Annotated in this window: 16 protein-coding genes, 2 tRNA genes and 1 rRNA gene; 10 read left to right on the top strand and 9 right to left on the bottom strand. The window is 56.9% G+C overall.

What is annotated here, in order from left to right; all coding sequences use genetic code 11:
- Positions 1 to 26 precede the first annotated feature (26 nt).
- The 5 genes from BQ5361_RS09980 to priA form a co-directional block, all read right to left on the bottom strand.
- A tRNA-Ala gene (locus BQ5361_RS09980) sits at positions 27 to 100 on the bottom strand.
- Between the two features lie 73 nt (positions 101 to 173).
- Positions 174 to 247: transfer RNA gene (locus BQ5361_RS09975), tRNA-Ile, on the bottom strand.
- A gap of 127 nt (positions 248 to 374) precedes the next feature.
- Positions 375 to 1,903, bottom strand: a 16S ribosomal RNA gene (locus tag BQ5361_RS09970).
- A 577-nt stretch (positions 1,904 to 2,480) separates the two neighbouring features.
- Positions 2,481 to 3,191 (bottom strand): ComF family protein, encoded by a 711-nt coding sequence (locus BQ5361_RS09965; protein ID WP_035474265.1) that lies wholly within the window; start codon positions 3,189 to 3,191, stop codon positions 2,481 to 2,483.
- Positions 3,192 to 3,346: 155 nt separating this feature from the next.
- Positions 3,347 to 5,605 carry a replication restart helicase PriA gene (gene priA, locus BQ5361_RS09960; protein WP_035474266.1) on the bottom strand — a complete coding sequence of 753 codons (2,259 nt, stop codon included), beginning with the start codon at positions 5,603 to 5,605 and terminating at the stop codon, positions 3,347 to 3,349.
- A 144-nt stretch (positions 5,606 to 5,749) separates the two neighbouring features.
- Between priA and BQ5361_RS09955 the strand changes: the two genes are divergently transcribed.
- From BQ5361_RS09955 to BQ5361_RS09940, 4 genes are all read left to right on the top strand, one after another.
- Positions 5,750 to 6,652, top strand: a complete 903-nt coding sequence (locus tag BQ5361_RS09955) for a YitT family protein (RefSeq protein ID WP_022064269.1) — start codon at positions 5,750 to 5,752, stop codon at positions 6,650 to 6,652.
- 200 nt (positions 6,653 to 6,852) lie between these two features.
- Complete coding sequence (gene metG, locus BQ5361_RS09950) at positions 6,853 to 8,886, top strand: methionine--tRNA ligase (RefSeq protein WP_035474277.1); 2,034 nt, start codon at positions 6,853 to 6,855, stop codon at positions 8,884 to 8,886.
- Between the two features lie 75 nt (positions 8,887 to 8,961).
- Positions 8,962 to 9,987: a branched-chain amino acid aminotransferase gene (locus BQ5361_RS09945; RefSeq protein ID WP_022064271.1), complete on the top strand. Its 1,026-nt coding sequence runs from the start codon at positions 8,962 to 8,964 to the stop codon at positions 9,985 to 9,987.
- Between the two features lie 162 nt (positions 9,988 to 10,149).
- Complete coding sequence (locus BQ5361_RS09940) at positions 10,150 to 10,644, top strand: 3'-5' exonuclease (RefSeq protein ID WP_022064272.1); 495 nt, start codon at positions 10,150 to 10,152, stop codon at positions 10,642 to 10,644.
- A gap of 121 nt (positions 10,645 to 10,765) precedes the next feature.
- On the opposite strand, the gene BQ5361_RS09935 is transcribed toward BQ5361_RS09940, so the two are convergent.
- On the bottom strand, positions 10,766 to 11,164 hold the full coding sequence (locus BQ5361_RS09935) for a hypothetical protein (protein ID WP_143047557.1): 399 nt from the start codon (positions 11,162 to 11,164) through the stop codon (positions 10,766 to 10,768).
- 273 nt (positions 11,165 to 11,437) lie between these two features.
- Here BQ5361_RS09935 and BQ5361_RS09930 point away from each other — a divergent pair, with 273 nt between their 5' ends.
- Both BQ5361_RS09930 and BQ5361_RS09925 read left to right on the top strand, forming a co-directional pair.
- The gene (locus tag BQ5361_RS09930) at positions 11,438 to 11,974 is read left to right on the top strand and encodes an RNA polymerase sigma factor (RefSeq protein WP_035474269.1); all 537 of its coding nucleotides are present in this window, start codon (positions 11,438 to 11,440) and stop codon (positions 11,972 to 11,974) included.
- Entirely contained in the window at positions 11,971 to 12,369 is a 399-nt protein-coding gene (locus BQ5361_RS09925) for a hypothetical protein (RefSeq protein ID WP_035474270.1), read from the top strand. Before BQ5361_RS09930 ends, BQ5361_RS09925 begins: the two co-directional genes overlap by 4 nt.
- 14 nt (positions 12,370 to 12,383) lie before the next feature.
- Here BQ5361_RS09925 and surE read toward each other — a convergent pair whose 3' ends face one another.
- Positions 12,384 to 13,154, bottom strand: coding sequence for a 5'/3'-nucleotidase SurE (surE, locus tag BQ5361_RS09920; RefSeq protein ID WP_035474279.1), 771 nt, complete (start codon positions 13,152 to 13,154; stop codon positions 12,384 to 12,386).
- A 120-nt stretch (positions 13,155 to 13,274) separates the two neighbouring features.
- Positions 13,275 to 13,877, bottom strand: a complete 603-nt coding sequence (locus tag BQ5361_RS09915) for an outer membrane beta-barrel protein (RefSeq protein ID WP_046445495.1) — start codon at positions 13,875 to 13,877, stop codon at positions 13,275 to 13,277.
- Positions 13,878 to 14,202: 325 nt separating this feature from the next.
- On the opposite strand from BQ5361_RS09915, the gene rplS reads away from it, so the two are divergent.
- From rplS to BQ5361_RS09895, 4 genes are all read left to right on the top strand, one after another.
- Positions 14,203 to 14,577 (top strand): 50S ribosomal protein L19, encoded by a 375-nt coding sequence (gene rplS, locus BQ5361_RS09910; RefSeq protein WP_022064277.1) that lies wholly within the window; start codon positions 14,203 to 14,205, stop codon positions 14,575 to 14,577.
- A gap of 363 nt (positions 14,578 to 14,940) precedes the next feature.
- Positions 14,941 to 15,918 (top strand): sensor histidine kinase, encoded by a 978-nt coding sequence (locus BQ5361_RS09905; RefSeq protein ID WP_022062835.1) that lies wholly within the window; start codon positions 14,941 to 14,943, stop codon positions 15,916 to 15,918.
- Entirely contained in the window at positions 15,896 to 16,546 is a 651-nt protein-coding gene (locus tag BQ5361_RS09900) for a response regulator transcription factor (RefSeq protein WP_035474271.1), read from the top strand. The genes BQ5361_RS09905 and BQ5361_RS09900 overlap by 23 nt, the downstream gene beginning before the upstream one ends.
- 100 nt (positions 16,547 to 16,646) lie before the next feature.
- A complete protein-coding gene (locus BQ5361_RS09895; RefSeq protein WP_035474273.1) occupies positions 16,647 to 17,753 on the top strand; it encodes a hypothetical protein in 1,107 nt (368 codons plus the stop codon).
- A 262-nt stretch (positions 17,754 to 18,015) separates the two neighbouring features.
- Here the strand turns inward: BQ5361_RS09895 and BQ5361_RS09890 are convergent.
- On the bottom strand, positions 18,016 to 19,517 hold a 1,502-nt coding region (locus tag BQ5361_RS09890), incomplete at its 5' end, for a BACON domain-containing protein (RefSeq protein ID WP_161940451.1).

Here is a 19,517-nt window from a genome sequence, read left to right as displayed (position 1 = left end):
TTGCCTTTTAAAAAGGCGCCGGAGTGTGGAGAATAAGGGAGTCGAACCCTTGACCCCCTGCTTGCAAAGCAGGTGCTCTAGCCAACTGAGCTAATTCCCCGGCAAATTTCGTTCTTCAAATCCCCGAAACCTATCCGGTAATCCTGTGAACTTTCTTTTTAAGAACTTCCAAGTAGACCCGAGCGGATTTGAACCGCTGACCCCTACATTATCAGTGTAGTGCTCTAACCAACTGAGCTACGGGTCTGTAAGGAACCATATTTGTTATGGCTTCCTGCGGCCGTCCGGCAAACGGATCAACCTTTCTATAAAAATAATTGGTATGTCGAGAGAAAAAGAGCAGTGCAAAGTTCTTCAGTAGAAGCACTCTCCAGAAAGGAGGTGTTCCAGCCGCACCTTCCGGTACGGCTACCTTGTTACGACTTAGCCCCAGTCATCAGTTTTGCCCTAGGACGCTCCTCGCGGTAACGTACTTCAGGCACCCCCGACTCCCATGGCTTGACGGGCGGTGTGTACAAGGCCCGGGAACGTATTCACCGCGCCATGGCTGATGCGCGATTACTAGCGAATCCAACTTCATGGAGGCGAGTTTCAGCCTCCAATCCGAACTGAGACCGGCTTTCGAGATTCGCATCCTGTCACCAGGTAGCTGCCCTCTGTACCGACCATTGTAACACGTGTGTCGCCCCGGACGTAAGGGCCGTGCTGATTTGACGTCATCCCCACCCTCCTCTCGGCTTACACCGGCAGTCTCGTTAGAGTCCCCACCTTCACGTGCTGGTAACTAACGATAGGGGTTGCGCTCGTTATGGGACTTAACCCGACACCTCACGGCACGAGCTGACGACAACCATGCAGCACCTAGTTTCGTGCCCCGAAGGGAAGACACCTTTCGGCATCCGTCACTAACTTTCAAGCCCGGGTAAGGTTCCTCGCGTATCATCGAATTAAACCACATGTTCCTCCGCTTGTGCGGGCCCCCGTCAATTCCTTTGAGTTTCATTCTTGCGAACGTACTCCCCAGGTGGATAACTTATCGCTTTCGCTTGGTCACCGACTGTATATCGCCGACAACGAGTTATCATCGTTTACTGCGTGGACTACCAGGGTATCTAATCCTGTTTGCTCCCCACGCTTTCGTGCCTCAGCGTCCGATATAGATTTGTAAGCTGCCTTCGCAATCGGTGTTCTGTGTGATCTCTATGCATTTCACCGCTACACCACACATTCCGCCTACAGCATCTACTCGCTAGCAAACCAGTATCAGAGGCAGTGCCAAGGTTGAGCCTCGGAATTTCACCTCTAACTTAATCTGCCGCCTACGCACCCTTTAAACCCAATAAATCCGGATAACGCTTGGATCCTCCGTATTACCGCGGCTGCTGGCACGGAGTTAGCCGATCCTTATTCGTACTATACTTTCAATACGGTACACGTACCGCAAATTACCCTAGTACAAAAGCAGTTTACAACTCATAGAGCCGTCTTCCTGCACGCGGCATGGCTGGTTCAGGCTTCCGCCCATTGACCAATATTCCTCACTGCTGCCTCCCGTAGGAGTCTGGTCCGTGTCTCAGTACCAGTGTGGGGGGTTAACCTCTCAGTCCCCCTATGTATCGTCGCCTTGGTGAGCCGTTACCTCACCAACTAGCTAATACAACGCATGCCCATCTGACACCACCAAAGCTTTCAACCAACATAGATGCCTATATCGGTATTATGGGGTATTAGACCAAATTTCTTCGGATTATCCCCCTGTGTCAGGCAGGTTGCATACGCGTTACGCACCCGTCCGCCGGTCGCCACCATAAAGAGTAAACTCTTTAACGTGCTGCCCCTCGACTTGCATGTGTTAGGCCTGCCGCTAGCGTTCATCCTGAGCCAGGATCAAACTCTCCATTGTAATGAATTATAAATTGTTTAGAGTCCTGACTACTGAATCCTTTTAAAGGAATTGAACTTTGCTTTTCTGCATTCTTTTTCTCTCAATCAAACCAATAAATCAAAGAACCGTTCCGTTGCACACCCTTCAGCGAGGGCGCTAAAAAAATCGCCTTTCAAAAAACTTCATCAGGCGAATCGGAGCACAAAGATAAGAGGTATTTTCTTAACTTCCAAATTTATTTTTGAGAACCTTAAGATTTTTCGCCGCACCGGCGTCTTATCTCGTTTGCGGGTGCAAATGTACGCACTTTTTCCTTGCCTCCAAATTTTCAGAGAACTTTTTTTCGATTTTCCCGTTTTTTTCTCCCTGCCACTAAAATTAAGCCACAATACCCATTTATAATAGTCAAACTCCTGTTGTCTGCCGGTGAATCATCACCTGTAAAACCAACGCAAAGAAAAGCGACTGGATGCCTCCCGTCCCTATTATGGACTTAAATTACACCCTCGTTATCAACGGTCCCTGCCGGCCATGTTTCGCCGTACCATCATCCTTCCGCTGTCATTGCGGATAGCAGCAAACCATCTTTTATCCGTCAAGCCACTTCGAGGTTGTGGCGGGAGACGGCAAGGACGGCGATACTGATGCGAACGTCTGGTACGGCGGCCAGGATAGCTTCGGCACAAGAGGTTACCGTCGCTCCCGTAGTCAGCACGTCGTCCACGAGGAGGATATGTTTGCCGCACAGACGCCCGGGCCGGCGCACGGAAAAGATACCCCGTACATTCTCCCACCGCTGCCGATGCTCTTTGAGCGCCTGGCTCGGATTGTGCCGGTGGCGGCGCACGCTGTGGACATCCACCGGCACGCCGAGACTCTCCGCAATGCCGCGGGCGATGTATTCAGCCTGATTGTAACCGCGGCGGAGGCGCTTGCGCAGGTGCAGGGGGACGGGAACGACGACATCCACTCCGGCATAGAGCCCTCCGGCAGCAAGTTCGCCGCCGTACCACGCTCCCATTTCAAGGGCCTGCCGCCAGCGTCCGTAATATTTAAAACCGTGAATGAGGTCTCGGTAACCGTTGCCGCGCACGAAAAAGAGAAAGGCCGACGCATTCACTACCGGAACGAGTCCCCAGAACTTCCGTACCACGGGATTGTCCACCTGCGTCCAGAATCCGGTCAACGGTGCATCCATGCGGCAGGCGGTACATACCGTCCGCGCCCCGTCGGGCATCCTCTCTCCGCAGACGGGACACAGCGGCGGCCAAAAAAGGTCGCGCAGGTCTTTCCAAATCGAGCTCATCTCATCAAAAACGCTTTACCTCAGGCGGGAACAGGCGTTCCCGTCCCTTTGCATATCTCTCTTTCCGCATGCGCGGATATACCGTTCCGGACGAAATGCCTCCGCAAGGTCCGTCCCAAACCGGACACGGACACCGCCGACACTCCGGAGGGCAGCTATTGGGGGTCCACATCGCAGAAGATGAAAACGCGCCTGTACTCCCCGTGACCGGCCGCCTCCTTCAGAATCTCCGCCAGCAACTCCTTGGCACGCGCCGGAGAACGGCCGTTCTCTATCTTCAACAATATTTCGAGATAATTCTCGCCGCCTATCTTATCCACCACGGGCGGATGGGGCCCGTAAACCCGCTCCCCGAAGAGGGTCCGCATCCGTGCGGCAACCCACGCCGCAGCCGCTCCGAGCAGCCGTTCGTCGCGGTGACGCAGATTCACCACCACCAGTTTTCCGTAAGGAGGATACCCGAACGCACTCCGCTCGACCAACTGCGACCGAACCATGCCTTCATAGTCGAACGACTGCACCTGCCGTACCACCGGATGGTCGGGCTGCATGGTCTGTATCACCACTTCGCCGCCGGCATCGGTGCGCCCCGCCCGCCCGGCCACCTGCGTCATCGTCTGGTAGGCCCGCTCCGAAGCTCGGAAATCGGGATAGTTCAGCAGGTTATCGGCATGGAGAATACCGACCAAACCGAGCTTCGGGAAATCGAATCCCTTCGTCACCATCTGCGTTCCCACGAGCACATCAGCCTCTCCCCGTTCAAAATCGGCGACTATCCTTTCGTAACGCGCAGGCGATGCGGCCGTATCCCGGTCGAGACGCAGGATGCGGGCCGTCGGAAAGAGCGACGCGACCTCCTCCTCCACCTTCTCCGTACCGAATCCCATCAATCCGGGTGCCAGCGTCCCGCACCGGGGACATGCGGCGGGCAGTGCGGAGGAGTAACCGCACAAATGACACTTCATCCGGTCGCCCAGCTTATGATAGGTGAGCGTCACGCTGCAGCGCGGGCAATGCGCCACCCAGCCGCACTGCGTACACTCCACCCACGGAGCAAATCCGCGCCGGTTCTGGAAAAGCATGACCTGTCGGCCGCTGCCGAGAGTCGCAGCCATCCGGTCGAGCAGCGCCTTATCGAAATGGAGCCTACGTTCGCCCCGCTTGAAGGCCCGCAGCGAATCGGACACTGCGATACGAGGCAGGCGTCCGTCTCCGTAACGTTCCGCAAGCGTCACAAAACCGTATTTTCCTCCTGTCGCATTCACGTAGCTCTCTATGGAGGGGGTGGCACTTGCCAGCAGACACTTCGCCCCCGACCGCCGGGCCATCCACACGGCACAGTCTCGGGCATTGTAACGCGGTGCCGGTTCGGCCTGTTTATAGCTCTGGTCGTGCTCCTCGTCCACGATAACCAGCCCGAACGACGGCAGAGGCAGGAAAAGAGCCGAACGGACCCCCAGCACGAGCTCCCCTCCCCCGGAGGCCAGCAGCCTCCGGTAAATCTCCGCACGGCGGCGTTCGCCGAGCCGGGAGTGGTACAGCGTCACCCGGCTGCCGAATACGGAGCGGACACGGGCCACGAGTTGGGAGGTCATGGCGATTTCGGGCATCATATAGAGAACGCTCTTCCCCCGCGCGAGTGCATCGGCCATCAGGTGCATGTAAAGTTCCGTCTTCCCGCTGCCCGTAACGCCGTACAGCAGAACGCAATCCTGTGAAACGAATTCGCGCCGCACCTCCTCCAATGCATCCGTCTGAGCCGGAGAAAGGGGAGCCAAAGGCACCTGCGCCCGATCGAAAGGCATCTCGGCGCCCACGGCTGCTTCCCGGTCGAAAAAAGAAAAGATACCCTTTTCCTCCAATTTGTTCAGGACGACGGACGGCGCCGAGAGAGCCGAACGGGGCAGTTCCCCGCCTCCTACGCCGCCGTCGGGAAACGCTGCACAGAAGGCGAGTAGCGCGGCCTGCTGTGCCTTGGCACGATGCAATCCTTCCAGAGCGACATGCAGCGCCTGTGCATCCGCCACCGAAGGCCCCAGCTTCACATACCGAACCGTGGCAGGACGGTATTCGACGCGCCGGAACTCCTCCTCGGTCAGCCCTGCAGGCTTCAGGGCGGCGGGCATGGCGAACCGCATCACATCACCGAGCGTACACATATAATACTCCGCCATCCACTTCCACAGCTCCATCTGTGCCGGAGTAAGCAGCGGCGCATCGCCCATCAACCGCCCGGCCGTCTTCGTGGCAAACCCCGGAGGCCGGTCGTACAGACGCCATACGATACCCATATAGCGCTTCCGGGCACCGAGCCTCACTTCGATGCCCATACCCGGACATATCCCGGCGGCCCCCTCCCCTATCCGGAAAGTAAAGGGCCCCCGCGCCACCGGAACCACTATGTCGGCATACATATCCACGGAACGAAGACTTAATTTATTCAGACAAAGATACGAAGCCGGTTTAAAAAAACGGACGGAAACCCGTTTTTTGGATAAGCTATCGGAATTTATATTAGTTTTGCGTCGAAAAAGGTTTAAGAAAAGAGGCAACAGTTTATGACAAAAAAACTTAACATCAGCAAAGGTTCCGTCCGGCAAACGGTAAAAGAGTGGACCATCATCACGCTCGGCGTGCTCCTCTACTCGTTCGCATGGGTGAGCATCATCCTGCCTGCCGACGGTATGGGCGGCGGCGCGACCGGTATCGCCATGCTCGTGTACTACGCTACCGGAGGCATCGACGGAGGGGTACCCATCGGCATCAGCTATTTCGTTGTGAATGCGATACTCATCACGGCCGCAGTCTTCATCATCGGGGCCAAATTCGGGATAAAGACCATCTACTCCATCATCCTCATGTCGATAGCCATGAGCGTCATGCAGGCGGTCATCCCGAACAACATCCTCGGTCTGGCAAACGACAAACTCCTCTCGGCACTCCTCGGCGGCGGCGTGGCCGGCCTCGGCATCAGTCTCGTGCTCATGCAGGGCGGCAGTACCGGCGGTTCGGATATCATCGCCATGATAATCAACAAATACCGCAACATCAGCTACGGAAGGGTCGTGCTGGTCACCGACTGCATCATCATCGGTGCCTCCTACTTCATCGAACACAACCTCGCACAGGTGATATACGGTTACGTACTGACGGCCACATTCAGCGTAACCGCCGACGTGATGCTCGCGGGCAACAAACAGTCGGCGCAGATATTCGTCATGTCGGAACACTACAAGGAAATCGCCGACCTCATCACGAACGACTTCCATCGCGGCGTCACGCTGCTGGACGGTACCGGCTGGTACACGAAAAAGCCTACCAAGGTCATCATGGTGATGGTAAGGAAAAACGAATCCACCTACATGCTCTCCAAAATCAAGGCGCTCGACTCGAAGGCATTCATCACGATGGGCAGCGTCATGGGCGTATACGGCGAAGGTTTCGACACGTTCAGGAAATGATGCGGAGGCGTCTGCACTCCGGGCGCCCTGCCGCAACGGATTTGCCGGATACCGTACCGTCGGTTCCGGCAAATCATATATGACGGGAATGCGGTACTCCGCCCGAATTCCGCCGCAGACCCATAAAAACTTGCACTTCGTAAGAATTAATCAAAAATAAACGATAACTTTGTAGCAATACAATGTCTCAGGAAGGCAAAATGAAAGAATACAAGCGCTATTTGGTCACATCGGCCCTGCCCTATGCGAACGGCCCCGTACACATCGGACACCTCGCAGGGGTTTATGTGCCGTCGGACATTTACGTCCGCTACCTCCGCAAAAGGGGGCGCGACGTGATATGGGTGTGCGGTTCCGACGAACACGGCGTTCCCATCACCATCAAGGCCCGCCGCGAAGGCATCTCCCCACAGGACGTAGTGGACAAATACCATAAGATAATCAAGGAGTCGTTCGAGGGTCTCGGCATCTCGTTCGACATCTATTCGCGCACCACCTCGCCCGTACACGCCAAAACGGCATCGGATTTCTTCCTCGACCTCTACAACAAGGGCGAATTCACGGAAGAGACCACCATGCAGTATTACGACGAGGAGGCCGGCATCTTCCTCGCCGACCGCTACATCACGGGAACCTGTCCCAAGTGCGGCAGCGAAGGAGCCTATGGCGACCAGTGCGAAAAGTGCGGCAGCACGCTCAACGCCACCGACCTCATCAACCCCCGCAGTGCCATTTCGGGTTCCCAGCCGGTACTGCGCGAGACCAAACACTGGTACCTGCCGCTCGACCGACACGAGGCGTTTCTGCGCCACTGGATACTCGACGGACACAAGGAGTGGAAGACCAACGTCTACGGCCAGTGCAAGAGCTGGCTCGACGGGGGACTCCAGCCCCGCGCCGTGAGCCGCGACCTCAACTGGGGTATTCCCGTACCGGTCGAAGGGGCCGAGGGAAAGGTTCTCTACGTATGGTTCGACGCACCGATAGGCTATATCTCTGCGACCAAGGAGCTCACGCCGGAGTGGGAAAAATATTGGAAAGACGAGGAGACCAAGATGGTACACTTCATCGGAAAGGACAACATCGTCTTCCATTGCATCGTCTTCCCGGCCATGCTCAAGGCCCACGGCGGTTACATCCTTCCGGATAACGTCCCGGCCAACGAGTTCCTGAACCTCGAAGGCGAAAAAATATCCACCTCGCGCAACTGGGCGGTCTGGCTCAACGAATACCTCGAAGAGATGCCCGGCAAGCAGGATGTACTGCGTTACGTCCTGACGGCCAATGCGCCCGAAACGAAAGACAACGACTTCACCTGGAAAGAGTTCCAGGCCCGCAACAACAACGAGCTCGTCGCCGTGCTGGGGAACTTCGTGAACCGCGCCCTCGTGCTCACGGGGAAATATTTCGACGGCACCGTACCCGCCTCAGGCGAACTGACTGCCTACGACCGCGAAACGCTGGACGAACTGCCCCGCATCCGGGAGTCGCTCGAAAACAATATCGAACACTACCGTTTCCGCGAGGCGCTGAAAGATGCGATGAACTTCGCTCGTCTCGGCAACAAATACCTCGCCGACACCGAACCGTGGAAAGTCGTCAAGAGCGACCCGGCACGGGTGGCCACCATACTCCATACGGCCCTCCAGATAACGGCCAACACGGCCATCGCCATCGAACCCTTCATGCCTTTCACAGCGGAAAAGATGTGGCGGATGCTGGCCACGGAACCGCTCGGATGGGATGCTTTGGGCAGAAGCGACCTCATTCCCGCAGGCCACCGTACAGGCACGCCCGAACTGCTCTTTGAGAAAATCGAGGATGAAGTCATCGAACGGCAGCTCCGCAAGCTCGAAGAGGCCAAGGCGGCCAATGCGGCGGCAGCAGCCGTGACGGAACCGCAGAAGGAGACGATAACGTTCGACGACTTCCAGAAGATGGATATCCGCGTCGCACGGATAGTCACCGCCGAGAAGGTCGCCAAGACGAAAAAACTCCTCAAACTGACGGTGGATACCGGCATCGACACGCGCGTCATCGTATCGGGCATCGCGGAGCACTATACGCCCGAGGAGCTTGTCGGACGGCAGGTACTCGTGCTGGTGAATCTCGCTCCGCGCGAACTGAAGGGCATCGAATCGAAAGGAATGATACTCATGGGGACCGACCCGACGGGAAAACTGGTACTGCTCCAGCCCGCCGCCGAGACGGCCTGCGGAACGACGGTAGGCTGACGCCTGCCGGACGAGCCGACAAACGAAGCAAGAGAACGAAGAGAAGTTGTAAACCTCAAATACATTTAAACCGAAATGAAAAACATTAATTGGTCAGAGCTTGGATTCGGTTATTTCAAAACCGATTACAACGTAAGGTGCGAATACAAAGACGGCAAGTGGGGCGAACTCTACGCCACCGAAGACGTCAATATGAACATCCACATGGCATCGACCTGCCTCCACTACGGACAGGAAGTGTTCGAGGGCCTCAAGGCATTCCGCGGCGCGGACGGCAAGGTCAGGCTGTTCCGCGTGGAGGAGAATGCGAAGCGCATGATAAATTCGGGCGAATACCTCAAGATGGCGGTACCCTCCGTGGAACTCTTCACCAAAGCATGCATCGAAGCCGTGAAGCTCAACGCCGACTACATTCCGCCCTACGGTTCGGGCGCATCGCTCTACCTCCGTCCGATGCTCATCGGCGTAGGTCCTCAGGTAGGCGTGAAACCTTCGGCCGACTATCTGTTCGCCGTATTCGTAACGCCGGTAGGCCCTTATTACAAGGACGGGTTCAACTGCATCAAGGTCATCATCGACTATGACCACGACCGTGCGGCCCCCAAGGGGACGGGGCACGTCAAGGTGGGCGGTAACTATGCAGCCAGCCTCGATTCGGGCGAGATAGCGCACCAGAAAGGCTTCGCCAGCGTGATATTCCTTGACCCGGCCACCAAACAGTACATCGACGAGTGCAGCGCCGCGAACTTCTTCGGCATCCGCGACGGCAAATACATCACGCCGGATTCGCATTCGGTACTCCCGTCCATCACCAACAAGAGCCTCCGCCAGATAGCCGAAGACCTCGGCCTGAAAGTGGAACAGCGCAAGGTGGGCGTCGAAGAACTCCCGACTTTCAGCGAAGCGGGATGCTGCGGTACCGCGGCCGTCATCTCCCCCATCGGAAGCGTGTACGACCCGAAGACCGACAAGACCATCGTCTACGGCGATGGCAAGACCGCCGGTCCCTGGAGCCAGAAACTCTACAAGACCCTCCAGGGTATCCAGTACGGCGAGATAGAGGACAAGCACAACTGGAACACCATCGTGGACGTAAAATAACCGCACCGGTTTCCGGAATCCATCCGACGGGGACGCTTTCGAAGCGTCCCCGTTTTTTATTCTTCCCATTATACTGCCGAGCGGCAGGAAACCGTTTTTTCGTTAGTTTTGTGCGGTCGGAACCTCCCGCCCCGAACGAGGTTCCGCGTCACGACGCTACGCATGAAAGACTTTGCAGCCATAGACTTCGAGACGGCCAACGGGAAGCGGACGAGCGTATGCAGTGTCGGCCTGGTGGTCGTGCGCGGCGGAGAGATATGCGACAAGACATATCGGTTGATACGTCCGCGCCCCAACTACTACTCCGAATTCTGCACCCGCGTCCACGGCCTCTGCTATCACAATACCGTAGAGGCCCCGCACTTCCCGGAAGTATGGAGGGAAATAGCGCCCCTTATCCAGGGTCTGCCGCTGGTAGCGCACAACAGCCCTTTCGACGAAGGGTGCCTGAAAGCCGCTTTCGACCTGTACGGACTGCCCTATCCCGGTTATACGTTCTACTGTACCTGCCGCGCCTCGCGCCGCACCTTCGGCCGGTCGCTCCCCGACCACCGACTGCCCACGGTCGCAGCAGCATGCGGCTATGACCTGCAGCAGCATCACCATGCCCTCGCCGACGCCGAAGCCTGCGCCGCAATCGCCCTGAAAATCCTCTGAGGACGGCTGCGACGCGAACCGTTTCCGTCGCACACACTGCCGACCGATTCCCTGTCACCCAATCGGTACAAAACACAAAAAGCAATTTCCGCAGGCTTACGGAAACGACCTTTCAGGCCCCCTATCGTGCATCTCCAGCTCCTGCCGACACCCGGTCGCGGCGACGCAGCCACCGTTCCGCAAAGAATGCCCCCAGCATGCCGAGTCCGCCGCAAATACACAGGAGTGCAAAGACGACCATTTCGGCATGTTCCCCATACGCATCCTCATTTTCCGGCATTATCAGCCAGGACACCAGAAAGCCTATTCCCAGCCCGACAATGAACCCGCACGGCCGCAGCACACCGTACACGTCCCGCAATATCTCCATTCTGAACGAGCCGCCCCGCTCCCGGCACAGTTCCGGATTCCGGGCGAATGCCTCCACCATCATCAGCCGCTCCCTGCGGCGGGCCAATACCTCTATGGTTTTGTAAATGAAAAAAAACACGACCGAGACAATCAATACATCCTCCAACATAAGCATTTCTTTTAATTAAATAACACGGTTCCAGGCACGACGTCTCCTTTTGCGCCTTTGTTTTTATGACGCCCGACAGCCAACGAAGTTACACACGAGACTCCGTTTTTCCGCAACAATCCTTTCCGGCCGCACACGCCCGCCGGCAGAGCCGAGCCGGGACACCCGCCTGTACGCCGCAAAAACAACAGGCCCGGCTTCCGAACCGGCGATGCTTTCCGGTTATCTTTGCCACATGTAACCTTTCTGCACACGAGGCGTCAAAACTGAGAAATGGAGGAGGACAAAGAATTCAATACGGTACAACGGGCATCGGAAGGCGACCCGGAAGCCTTCCGTGAACTCGTGGAACGGTATGGCGACCGTATCTTCTCCCTGCTGACAGGCATTACGGGCAACCGGCTGGATGCGGAAGAACTGACATCCGACGTATTCCTGAAAGCGTTCACCCATTTGGACAGGTTCCGCGGGGAGTGCCGTTTCTCCACCTGGCTCTACCGGATAGCCTACAACACGGCGATTTCGCATACCCGCCGCAGGCGCCCCCGCACGGTAGAGATAAATGACCGGCAATACGAACTTCCCGACGACCAAGAGGAAATTCTGTTCCGGGAGACGCAGATGGAGTACCTCGAACAGGCCCTGCAGCGGCTTGCGCCCGATGAAAAAGCCCTGGTGGAACTCTTTTACCTGCAGAAAATCCCCGTACACGAATTGGCGGCAGTAACGGGACACACCGAAGGAAGCATCAAGGTGAAACTTTTCCGGATAAGGAAGAAACTCGCCGCCCTTATATCGAACCGAACATGAAACAGGAAACAATCCCGGAAAGGGCAGAAGAGGCATTGTCCCGCAGACTCGCGGAACTGCCGGTACAGCAGATGCCCGAATCCCTGAAACAGGACATCGTCCGGCGGACGGAACGTACAGTCCGCCGCCGCAAACGGACCGGCAAGGTATGGAGAGCAACGGCCGTTGCCGTCGGGGGAGCGGCCCTCTGCCTGCTCGGAGGCCGAACGCTCGTTGTGCTCGGTCCCGACCTGCGCACCCTCCTGCAAAGCATCGCCGGAACATGCATTGCAGCGGTGCAGCCGATATGCCTGCGGTATCTCCACCTATACACCGTCCTGGCGGGTACCGCCGCACTCGCTGCCTTCTACTTTGCAGTAAACGCCGTTCTGGAACGGAAGCGGCGGGATGTATGAATATCCGGCTCCGGCTATTTCAGTATCGCCTTCACGGAGTCGATTTGGCGGTAGTTGGTCATATCCACCTGCACGGGCACGACAGATATGTAACCGTTGGCCAGCGCCCACTCGTCCGTATCGGTCGCGTCCGGCTCCTGATTGTAGAAATCACCCGTCAGCCAGAAATAATCTTTCCCTCTGGGGTCTTTCCGACAGTAGAACTCCTCCTTCCAATACCCCCGATTCTGCCGGCAGACACGGTAACCGCGTATCTGGTCGGGTCTTCCCACCGGAATGTTCACGTTGAGGCAAACCGGCTCGTTGATATTCGCGGTAAGCATGTCGCTGATGATTTTCTCGGCGAAGAGGGCCGAAGCCTCGAAATCGGCGTCCGGACTGTGGTCGGTCAGCGAAAGGCCCACGGATGGGGCCCCGTAGAAACTCGCTTCGATGGCCGCTCCCATCGTCCCGGAGTAGAGAATGCTGACCGCCGAGTTGGAACCGTGGTTGATGCCGGAGATATTGAGGGCCGGCCGTTCGCCCGCGAAGATATGGTCATACCCCATCTTCACGCAGTCCACCGGCGTACCCGAACAGGCATATACGGTCAGGTCACCGCGCTTCTCCACGGTCCGCAGGTAGAGCGGACTGTACATCGTCACGGCGTGGGCCATACCCGATTGCGTGGTCTCCGGCGCTATCACCACCACGCGCCCGAAGCGCAGGGCCACCTCCGTGACGGCCTTCAGTCCGCGTGCATTCACGCCATCGTCGTTCGTTATGAATATGAACGGTTTTTTCATCTCTTTCCCCTCCATTTTTAGGATGCAAAGATAAGCATAAACCGCCGTAAAACACAGCGCCCGGCGGGTACCGCCGTTTTTCGGTATCCGTCGGGCATTGTTCCGGATGATGCGTCCGCCTCAGAAACGATAAACCACTCCGAAGTGCAGCGCCGAGAAACTGAAAATGTTGTCGGCATCGAAACCGAAATTGAAAGTGCTGGAGCGTACCGTTCCGTCAGCATCCTTCACGCCGGTATAATTCAAGGCAAAGAGCTGCATGTAGGCCTCCGCCCACCAATGCTCGGTCAGTCCGAAACTGACCACCGGAGCTACACCGAGTCCTACCGACTGCGTCTGCAGCGCACTCTGTTTCGTCTTGCCGAACATGACCGACAGCGTAGCTTCGAGTCCGAACGTGAACCGCCCGGCCGTGGCTACATTATACCGGAAATAGGGCGCTATGCCTCCCATGTTGAGCGTGGTTTCGGAAGTGAGGTCGATGACATCCGAAATCGTCGTCTTCTCGCAACTGTTTGCATAGGCGACCTGCAAGCCGGCCAACATCCTGTCGTTGAATACATATCCGACGCGCGGAGTAAACGAAAACTCCGAAGTCCGTACATCATTGCCGGTGGTGGTGTGTTTTGTGCCGTACGAAATGGCGCCGCCGACATACCATTGTGCACTGCATACGCCCGCCGCCATCAGGGCGAGGAGCACCGTTGCCATCAATTTTTTCATCGTTCAAAACGAATTTAGGTTTAAAGAATAGGGTTAAGTTTATCCGGAACGGTACTCTCACGATACGGGCCGCTCCGGCATGCGTTCCCGAGAGCAAACCCGGCGAGATGTACCCGACCGTTTTATCAAAGTTACGAAACTTTCGTCAGAAACCATCGCTCCGGCTCCGCAAATCCGCGGGAAAGTTATGTTCCCGCCATCCGTTTACGGGATTTTTTGCAATTCGGAAAATAAACAGTATCTTTGCACTCCGGCGCAGGAATCTCTTATGAGAACACAGGAGTCCGTAATATTCCGCGTTTAATTACAAAGTATCGAGCTACTCATGGACAATCTTATCAAAATCGCGCAAGACGCGATGTGGACCAAGAAAGAGGTACCCTCTTTCAAGAGCGGCGATACCATCACCGTATCCTACAGAATCGTGGAAGGAAACAAGGAGCGTATCCAGAGTTTCCGCGGTGTGGTCATCCAGATAAAGGGCCGCGGCATCACGAAAATGTTTACCATCCGCAAAGTATCCAACGGCGTAGGCGTGGAGCGTATCTTCCCGCTCTACTCCCCGCACATCGACAGCATCGAAGTGAACAAGGTGGGCGTCGTTCGCCGTTCGAGGATTTACTATCTGCGCGACCTGACGGGCAAGAAGGCCCGCATCAAGGAGAAACGCTACGTAGGCGCAGGAAAGAAAGAAGAATAACGACCGACCGACGGTACGGCGGCGGGACTTGTATACCGACCGACCGACGGTACGGCGGCGGGACTTGTATACAAGTCCCGCCGTTTTGTTTCCGGCAGGCAGCACAGCGCAGGGCAAGAGCCTGCCGTCCACTCCGCCCCCCCGGCACCGCACGCGCCACCGGTTTCCTCGCCGCGTACCGGGCCGCCTTCCTCTCCTCAGGAGCTGCCGCCCGACGCCAGCTTGCGGTTTTCGTTGGGCCCCAGTTGACTCAACCGAATCGCGCTGCGAACGCAGGCCGGGCTGCCGCCCGACGCCAGCTTGCGGTTTTCGTCGAATATATTTCTATATTTGCATAACCAGAGAACCAAATCCGCAAATGTTATGATACTGCAAGTCCTCATCATCATATCCATTGCATTGCAGCTTGTCGCCGCCGTTGTCGCCATCCGGCTCACCCGCGTCACGAAGTACAACATTTCATGGCTGCTCTTCACACTGGGGCTCGTGCTGATGTGCATGATACGGCTGAGCGAATACATCTACGTGGTGGGCGGACGGGAGTGGCATCTTCCTCCGCACTTCATGGCATGGGTCGGAGTGGTAACGTCGCTCTGTTTCGCGGTCGGCATGTTCTATGTCGGCAAAATCATCCACTCTACGCGCCGGCTCAACTACCAGCGGAAACTGACCGAGCGCCGGATACTCACCACCGTGCTCCGTACCGAAGAGACGGAACGGCTCAACTTCTCCAAAGAGCTGCACGACGGCCTCGGCCCGCTGCTCTCGTCGGCCCGCATGTCGCTGGGAGAGCTCGCCAAAAACTGCTCCTCGAAGGAGGATGCCGAACTGATTGCCAACACCACATACGTCATCGACGAGGCGATACGCAGCATCCGGGAGATATCCAACAAGCTCAGCCCGCACACGCTCAATTCATTCGGCCTATCGCGCGCAGTCAGCAACTTCGTGAACAAGACCATCTCCATCAACCCGAACCGGAATGTGGAGATACGGTTCGACACCAACCTGAAAACGGAGCGTTTCGACCCCAACGTGGAGGTCATTCTCTACCGTGTCATCGGCGAACTCATCAACAACAGCATGAAGCACTCGGGCGCCACGCTGCTGACGCTCGGCCTGACCTATGCGGACGATACCGTCACGATAGACTACTCCGACAACGGCAAAGGGTTCGACACGGCTGCCGTCCTGGATACCGGCATGGGCCTCTCCAACATCACCTCCCGCATCCAGTCGCTCAAAGGCACGGTAGAGATAACGAGCGAACGCGGCAAAGGCATGTCGGCCCACATAAGCGTAAACGTAGGACATTCGGATGAACGCAGACAGAAGTTATAGGATTATCCTGGCCGACGACCACGCCCTCTTTTTGTCGGGCCTTCAGGGACTGCTCTCCCGACGGGCCGAGTGCGAGGTCGTCGGAACGGCCGCCAACGGCGAGGAGTGTCTCGCCCTCATGCAGGAGTCGGAACACGATGTGGTGCTGATGGACATAGACATGCCCGTACTGGACGGCATACGGGCTACCGAACGGGCCCTCGCCCTCAATCCGGAGGAGAAGATAATCACCCTCTCGATGCACGGCGACGACGAATTCTATTTCCGCATGGTCGAAGCAGGCGCGAAGGGATTCATCCTGAAAAGTGCCGATATCGACGAAGTGGTGACGGCCATCCGGACAGTGTGCGACGGCGGTACCTATTTTTCCCAAGAGCTGCTGCGCAACCTCGTGGGAAGCCTCAAGTCCACCCGGGGCGAACGTCCGGGCGATGTGCTTTCGGACAGGGAGAAAGAGATACTGCTGCTGATATGCAGGGGAATGTCCAACCAGGAAATCGCCGACAAGCTCTTCATATCGAAACGGACGGTGGACAAGCACCGGGCCAACATTCTGGAGAAGACCGGCTGCCGCAACACGGCCAACCTGGTGGTCTGGGCCATCAAGAACGGCATAGCGGAGATATGACCGGTATGCTCCGTTCTCCGCAGGCCGAAACCGCCGAAGGCCTCCCCGCAGAGACAAAGCCGATACCGGCCCGAACCCTATTTCCCCGACCTCTCCGGCCATGAGCAAATCCATCCATACGATTGACAGCAGGGAAAACCTGGAACTGCTGACCGTCGCCGCCTTTTTCGGCATACAGTCCGACGCGATGCACTCCCTGATAAGCGACTGGCACGACCTGCTGGAAGCCGAACTGCAGAGCGAAGGCATCGACTACCGGGAGCTGAAAGCGGCCCTCGTCCCTGCCAAGAAGAAAAGGGAAGCGGCGCTCATCTTCGACACGGCGGCCATTCCGGACGCGTGGTATCCCCTGCCGGTCTTCGAGAAACTCCTCCAATACCTCGACCGAAAATCCGTCAACTCCGTCCTGATGGGAGACTTCATCGAACGGTCTTCCCCGGGGTGCCTTCAGCGCTGTCTGGAAGAGACAGGCAGCCGGATTGACACGGACGGGACACACGACCATTTCATCGTTTATCTCAACAACCTCTCGAAAAGCGACCCGGCGAATCTCGACCGGCATTTCAGGGAGTTCGCCGGTTACCGGGGTATTGCGGACCTGTCGTACGGTTCCGTATTCAAGACGCTGCTCAGCACGATGCTGATACCCGGCTTCATCAAAGTTCGGGATACCGTCATCATGGAAGCCGAATACGACTACGCGGAGTGGATACTCGACAAAAAGAAGGAGTCGCTCGGGGGTCCCGCAAATCCGCTGGGATTTCCCTTCGCCGAGAACGGATTCCGGACAACGGCCATAAGCCAGGACCTTTATGGAATCTTCCTCTCATACAAGATTGAACGGGAGTGCGACGGAATGGACGAAGCGGACCAGCTCATGGGACTCAATTTCCTCGACCGGCTTTTCGGCCCGCTCAGGACCGCCGCCGTCGAGGTGGCGCCCCGCAAGCTGGCATACATCAAACAGGAAAAGGGCGACACGCTGCGGCGCGTCGGACTGGAAGAGATAACGGCCGGAGAGCTCGAAGAGCTGATTCATGACAAAATCACCTCCAATTACCTTTACAACCTGGAGATAAACGAACAGTACGGCGTCACGAAGTTCAACATCATGATTGAGCTGCCGGGAGACAAACCCTATAAACTGGTCTTAGCCCTCAAATACCATCCAGAACATCACCGGATATCGCTCATCACCTGTTTCTGAGCGGCCGTATCCATACGGTTCCCGGCCGCAGTGTCACGGGAAACGGACACCGCCATCTCCTTCCCGGTACCGAACGGTCGTGCGAAAACGGCGCATCGGCCGCGACATCCGACGAGGCATTTCGGCACCGCGGCCCCTGACCGCAACCGCTCGGACGAACCGGACGGATGTCCGACCCGGCCGACCATCCGCCTGCGGGAAGCTGCCGCATGCAAAAAGCCCGGCGGAATCCGCCGGGCTTTAATCACTGCGCGTTCACACTTTAATTGTAGTTATCCGTAGGCAAATCCATCTGTCGGATATCATCAAATAATACCGTAAACACACCGGTAATCTTAAAATCGAAATCATCCGCAAGCTCCACTACGAAAGTGTAGTTATCCCCGTCACGCGTAACTGTCACAGTACCGGCAGCCACGGGGCCTCCCTTCACGAATTCGCCCTCCTCGATGCACATCACCCAGCTGCTCATACGCTGACCCGGCCAATAACCGGCATATCCGCTCCCGACCGTCATCTGCTGTTCCGGAATCTCGCCAGTCTCTGCTTCTCTTTTCACAACCGTATAAATACCGTCCGCCATCCAATACTCCTGGTCGTCATTGAACGGCATATGCTCGGAACCCATACTTAAACACAGTGCCACTCCGCTGCCCGAATACACCGTCCCCATCGGACCGGTCGTCGTCAAATTTTCCGTCGTCACAGTAATATTCCATCCGGATGCCTTATCCTCCGGATGCCAGGACTGGTTGGGATAAACCCCTACATACGCATGCGTCATGCCGCTGACGTCCACGTCTTCCGTAAGCGTACTGAGGTGTTCGGACGCAGCATCCTGCGTAACGGACACCCGAATCTCCGGCACCCCTTCCACGGTAGCCGTAATCAATACGTAACCCACACGTTCCTCATAAGTCTCGTTCTTCGTGACATCCACACCGATGCTCTGTATCTTATTCTCCTTATTGGTTTTGACCGAGAACCAGGTCACCGCATTGCCTTCGGCATCTACCGCACGGGCATTCCAGTCCGTATTCACCGCCGTCACCCGAATATTATTCGGACCGGTATATTTCGCACCGCTGGCCGAATATTTAAATCCGTCTGCCAGCTCCTCTTCGTTGACACTCAGCGACGGAGGAAGCACCTTGCCGGCCTGCGTCACGCGGATGGCTTTCTGACCTACGGACTCAGCACTCGGCGTAACCACGATGTTCCCCGAACGCTCCGCCGTCTCCGGATTGTCGGAAACCTTCACCTCAAGCGTCCCTTCGCCGGGAGTGACCGTTATCCACGAGGCCGCATCCCCCTCGACCTCGGCCTCCCACGTCAGACCTCCTTCGGCCGTAATCGTGACCGTCTGGGCTGCCGCTCCTTCCGCTTCGAACGTCAGGGATGCAGGTTCGACCGAAAACTTATACTCCACGTCGCTCCCCGTCTGAACGACCGTAACACTCTTGGCCTTCACATCCTCGTTGTTCGTCGGAACGACGGTAAAGGAACCGGTACGCTGCTCCGGGGTACCGTTGTCGGTTACCGAAACCGTCACGGTCGTACCGTCCGTCTTCTCCGCCTTCAGCCAGGCCGAAGCCGTATCCGATACACGCACTTCCCACTCAACGTTCACGGCCGTAACCGTCACGCTCTGCGACGGAGCCGAAACAGCCGCGAAATCCAGCGACGAGGGCTCCACCTTCAGCGACGGTACACCGCCCCCGTCAGGCCCCTTGTCCCCTCCGCACGATGCAAACAGCAGGCACA

The sequence above is a fragment of the Tidjanibacter massiliensis genome (assembly GCF_900104605.1).
Taxonomy (GTDB): Bacteria; Bacteroidota; Bacteroidia; order Bacteroidales; family Rikenellaceae; genus Tidjanibacter; species Tidjanibacter inops.
Note: the sequence above shows the minus strand (reverse complement) of the source record. Positions and strands in the feature narration are given on the sequence as shown.

Bases quoted from the DNA above. Each gene is read 5' to 3' on its own strand.
- BQ5361_RS09965 (WP_035474265.1), bottom strand. From the start codon at position 3,191: ATGAGCTCGATTTGGAAAGACCTGCGCGACCTTTTTTGGCCGCCGCTG.
- priA (WP_035474266.1), bottom strand. From the start codon at position 5,605: ATGTATGCCGACATAGTGGTTCCGGTGGCGCGGGGGCCCTTTACTTTC.
- BQ5361_RS09955 (WP_022064269.1), top strand. From the start codon at position 5,750: ATGACAAAAAAACTTAACATCAGCAAAGGTTCCGTCCGGCAAACGGTA.
- metG (WP_035474277.1), top strand. From the start codon at position 6,853: ATGAAAGAATACAAGCGCTATTTGGTCACATCGGCCCTGCCCTATGCG.
- BQ5361_RS09945 (WP_022064271.1), top strand. From the start codon at position 8,962: ATGAAAAACATTAATTGGTCAGAGCTTGGATTCGGTTATTTCAAAACC.
- BQ5361_RS09940 (WP_022064272.1), top strand. From the start codon at position 10,150: ATGAAAGACTTTGCAGCCATAGACTTCGAGACGGCCAACGGGAAGCGG.
- BQ5361_RS09935 (WP_143047557.1), bottom strand. From the start codon at position 11,164: ATGTTGGAGGATGTATTGATTGTCTCGGTCGTGTTTTTTTTCATTTAC.
- BQ5361_RS09930 (WP_035474269.1), top strand. From the start codon at position 11,438: ATGGAGGAGGACAAAGAATTCAATACGGTACAACGGGCATCGGAAGGC.
- BQ5361_RS09925 (WP_035474270.1), top strand. From the start codon at position 11,971: ATGAAACAGGAAACAATCCCGGAAAGGGCAGAAGAGGCATTGTCCCGC.
- surE (WP_035474279.1), bottom strand. From the start codon at position 13,154: ATGAAAAAACCGTTCATATTCATAACGAACGACGATGGCGTGAATGCA.
- BQ5361_RS09915 (WP_046445495.1), bottom strand. From the start codon at position 13,877: ATGAAAAAATTGATGGCAACGGTGCTCCTCGCCCTGATGGCGGCGGGC.
- rplS (WP_022064277.1), top strand. From the start codon at position 14,203: ATGGACAATCTTATCAAAATCGCGCAAGACGCGATGTGGACCAAGAAA.
- BQ5361_RS09905 (WP_022062835.1), top strand. From the start codon at position 14,941: ATGATACTGCAAGTCCTCATCATCATATCCATTGCATTGCAGCTTGTC.
- BQ5361_RS09900 (WP_035474271.1), top strand. From the start codon at position 15,896: ATGAACGCAGACAGAAGTTATAGGATTATCCTGGCCGACGACCACGCC.
- BQ5361_RS09895 (WP_035474273.1), top strand. From the start codon at position 16,647: ATGAGCAAATCCATCCATACGATTGACAGCAGGGAAAACCTGGAACTG.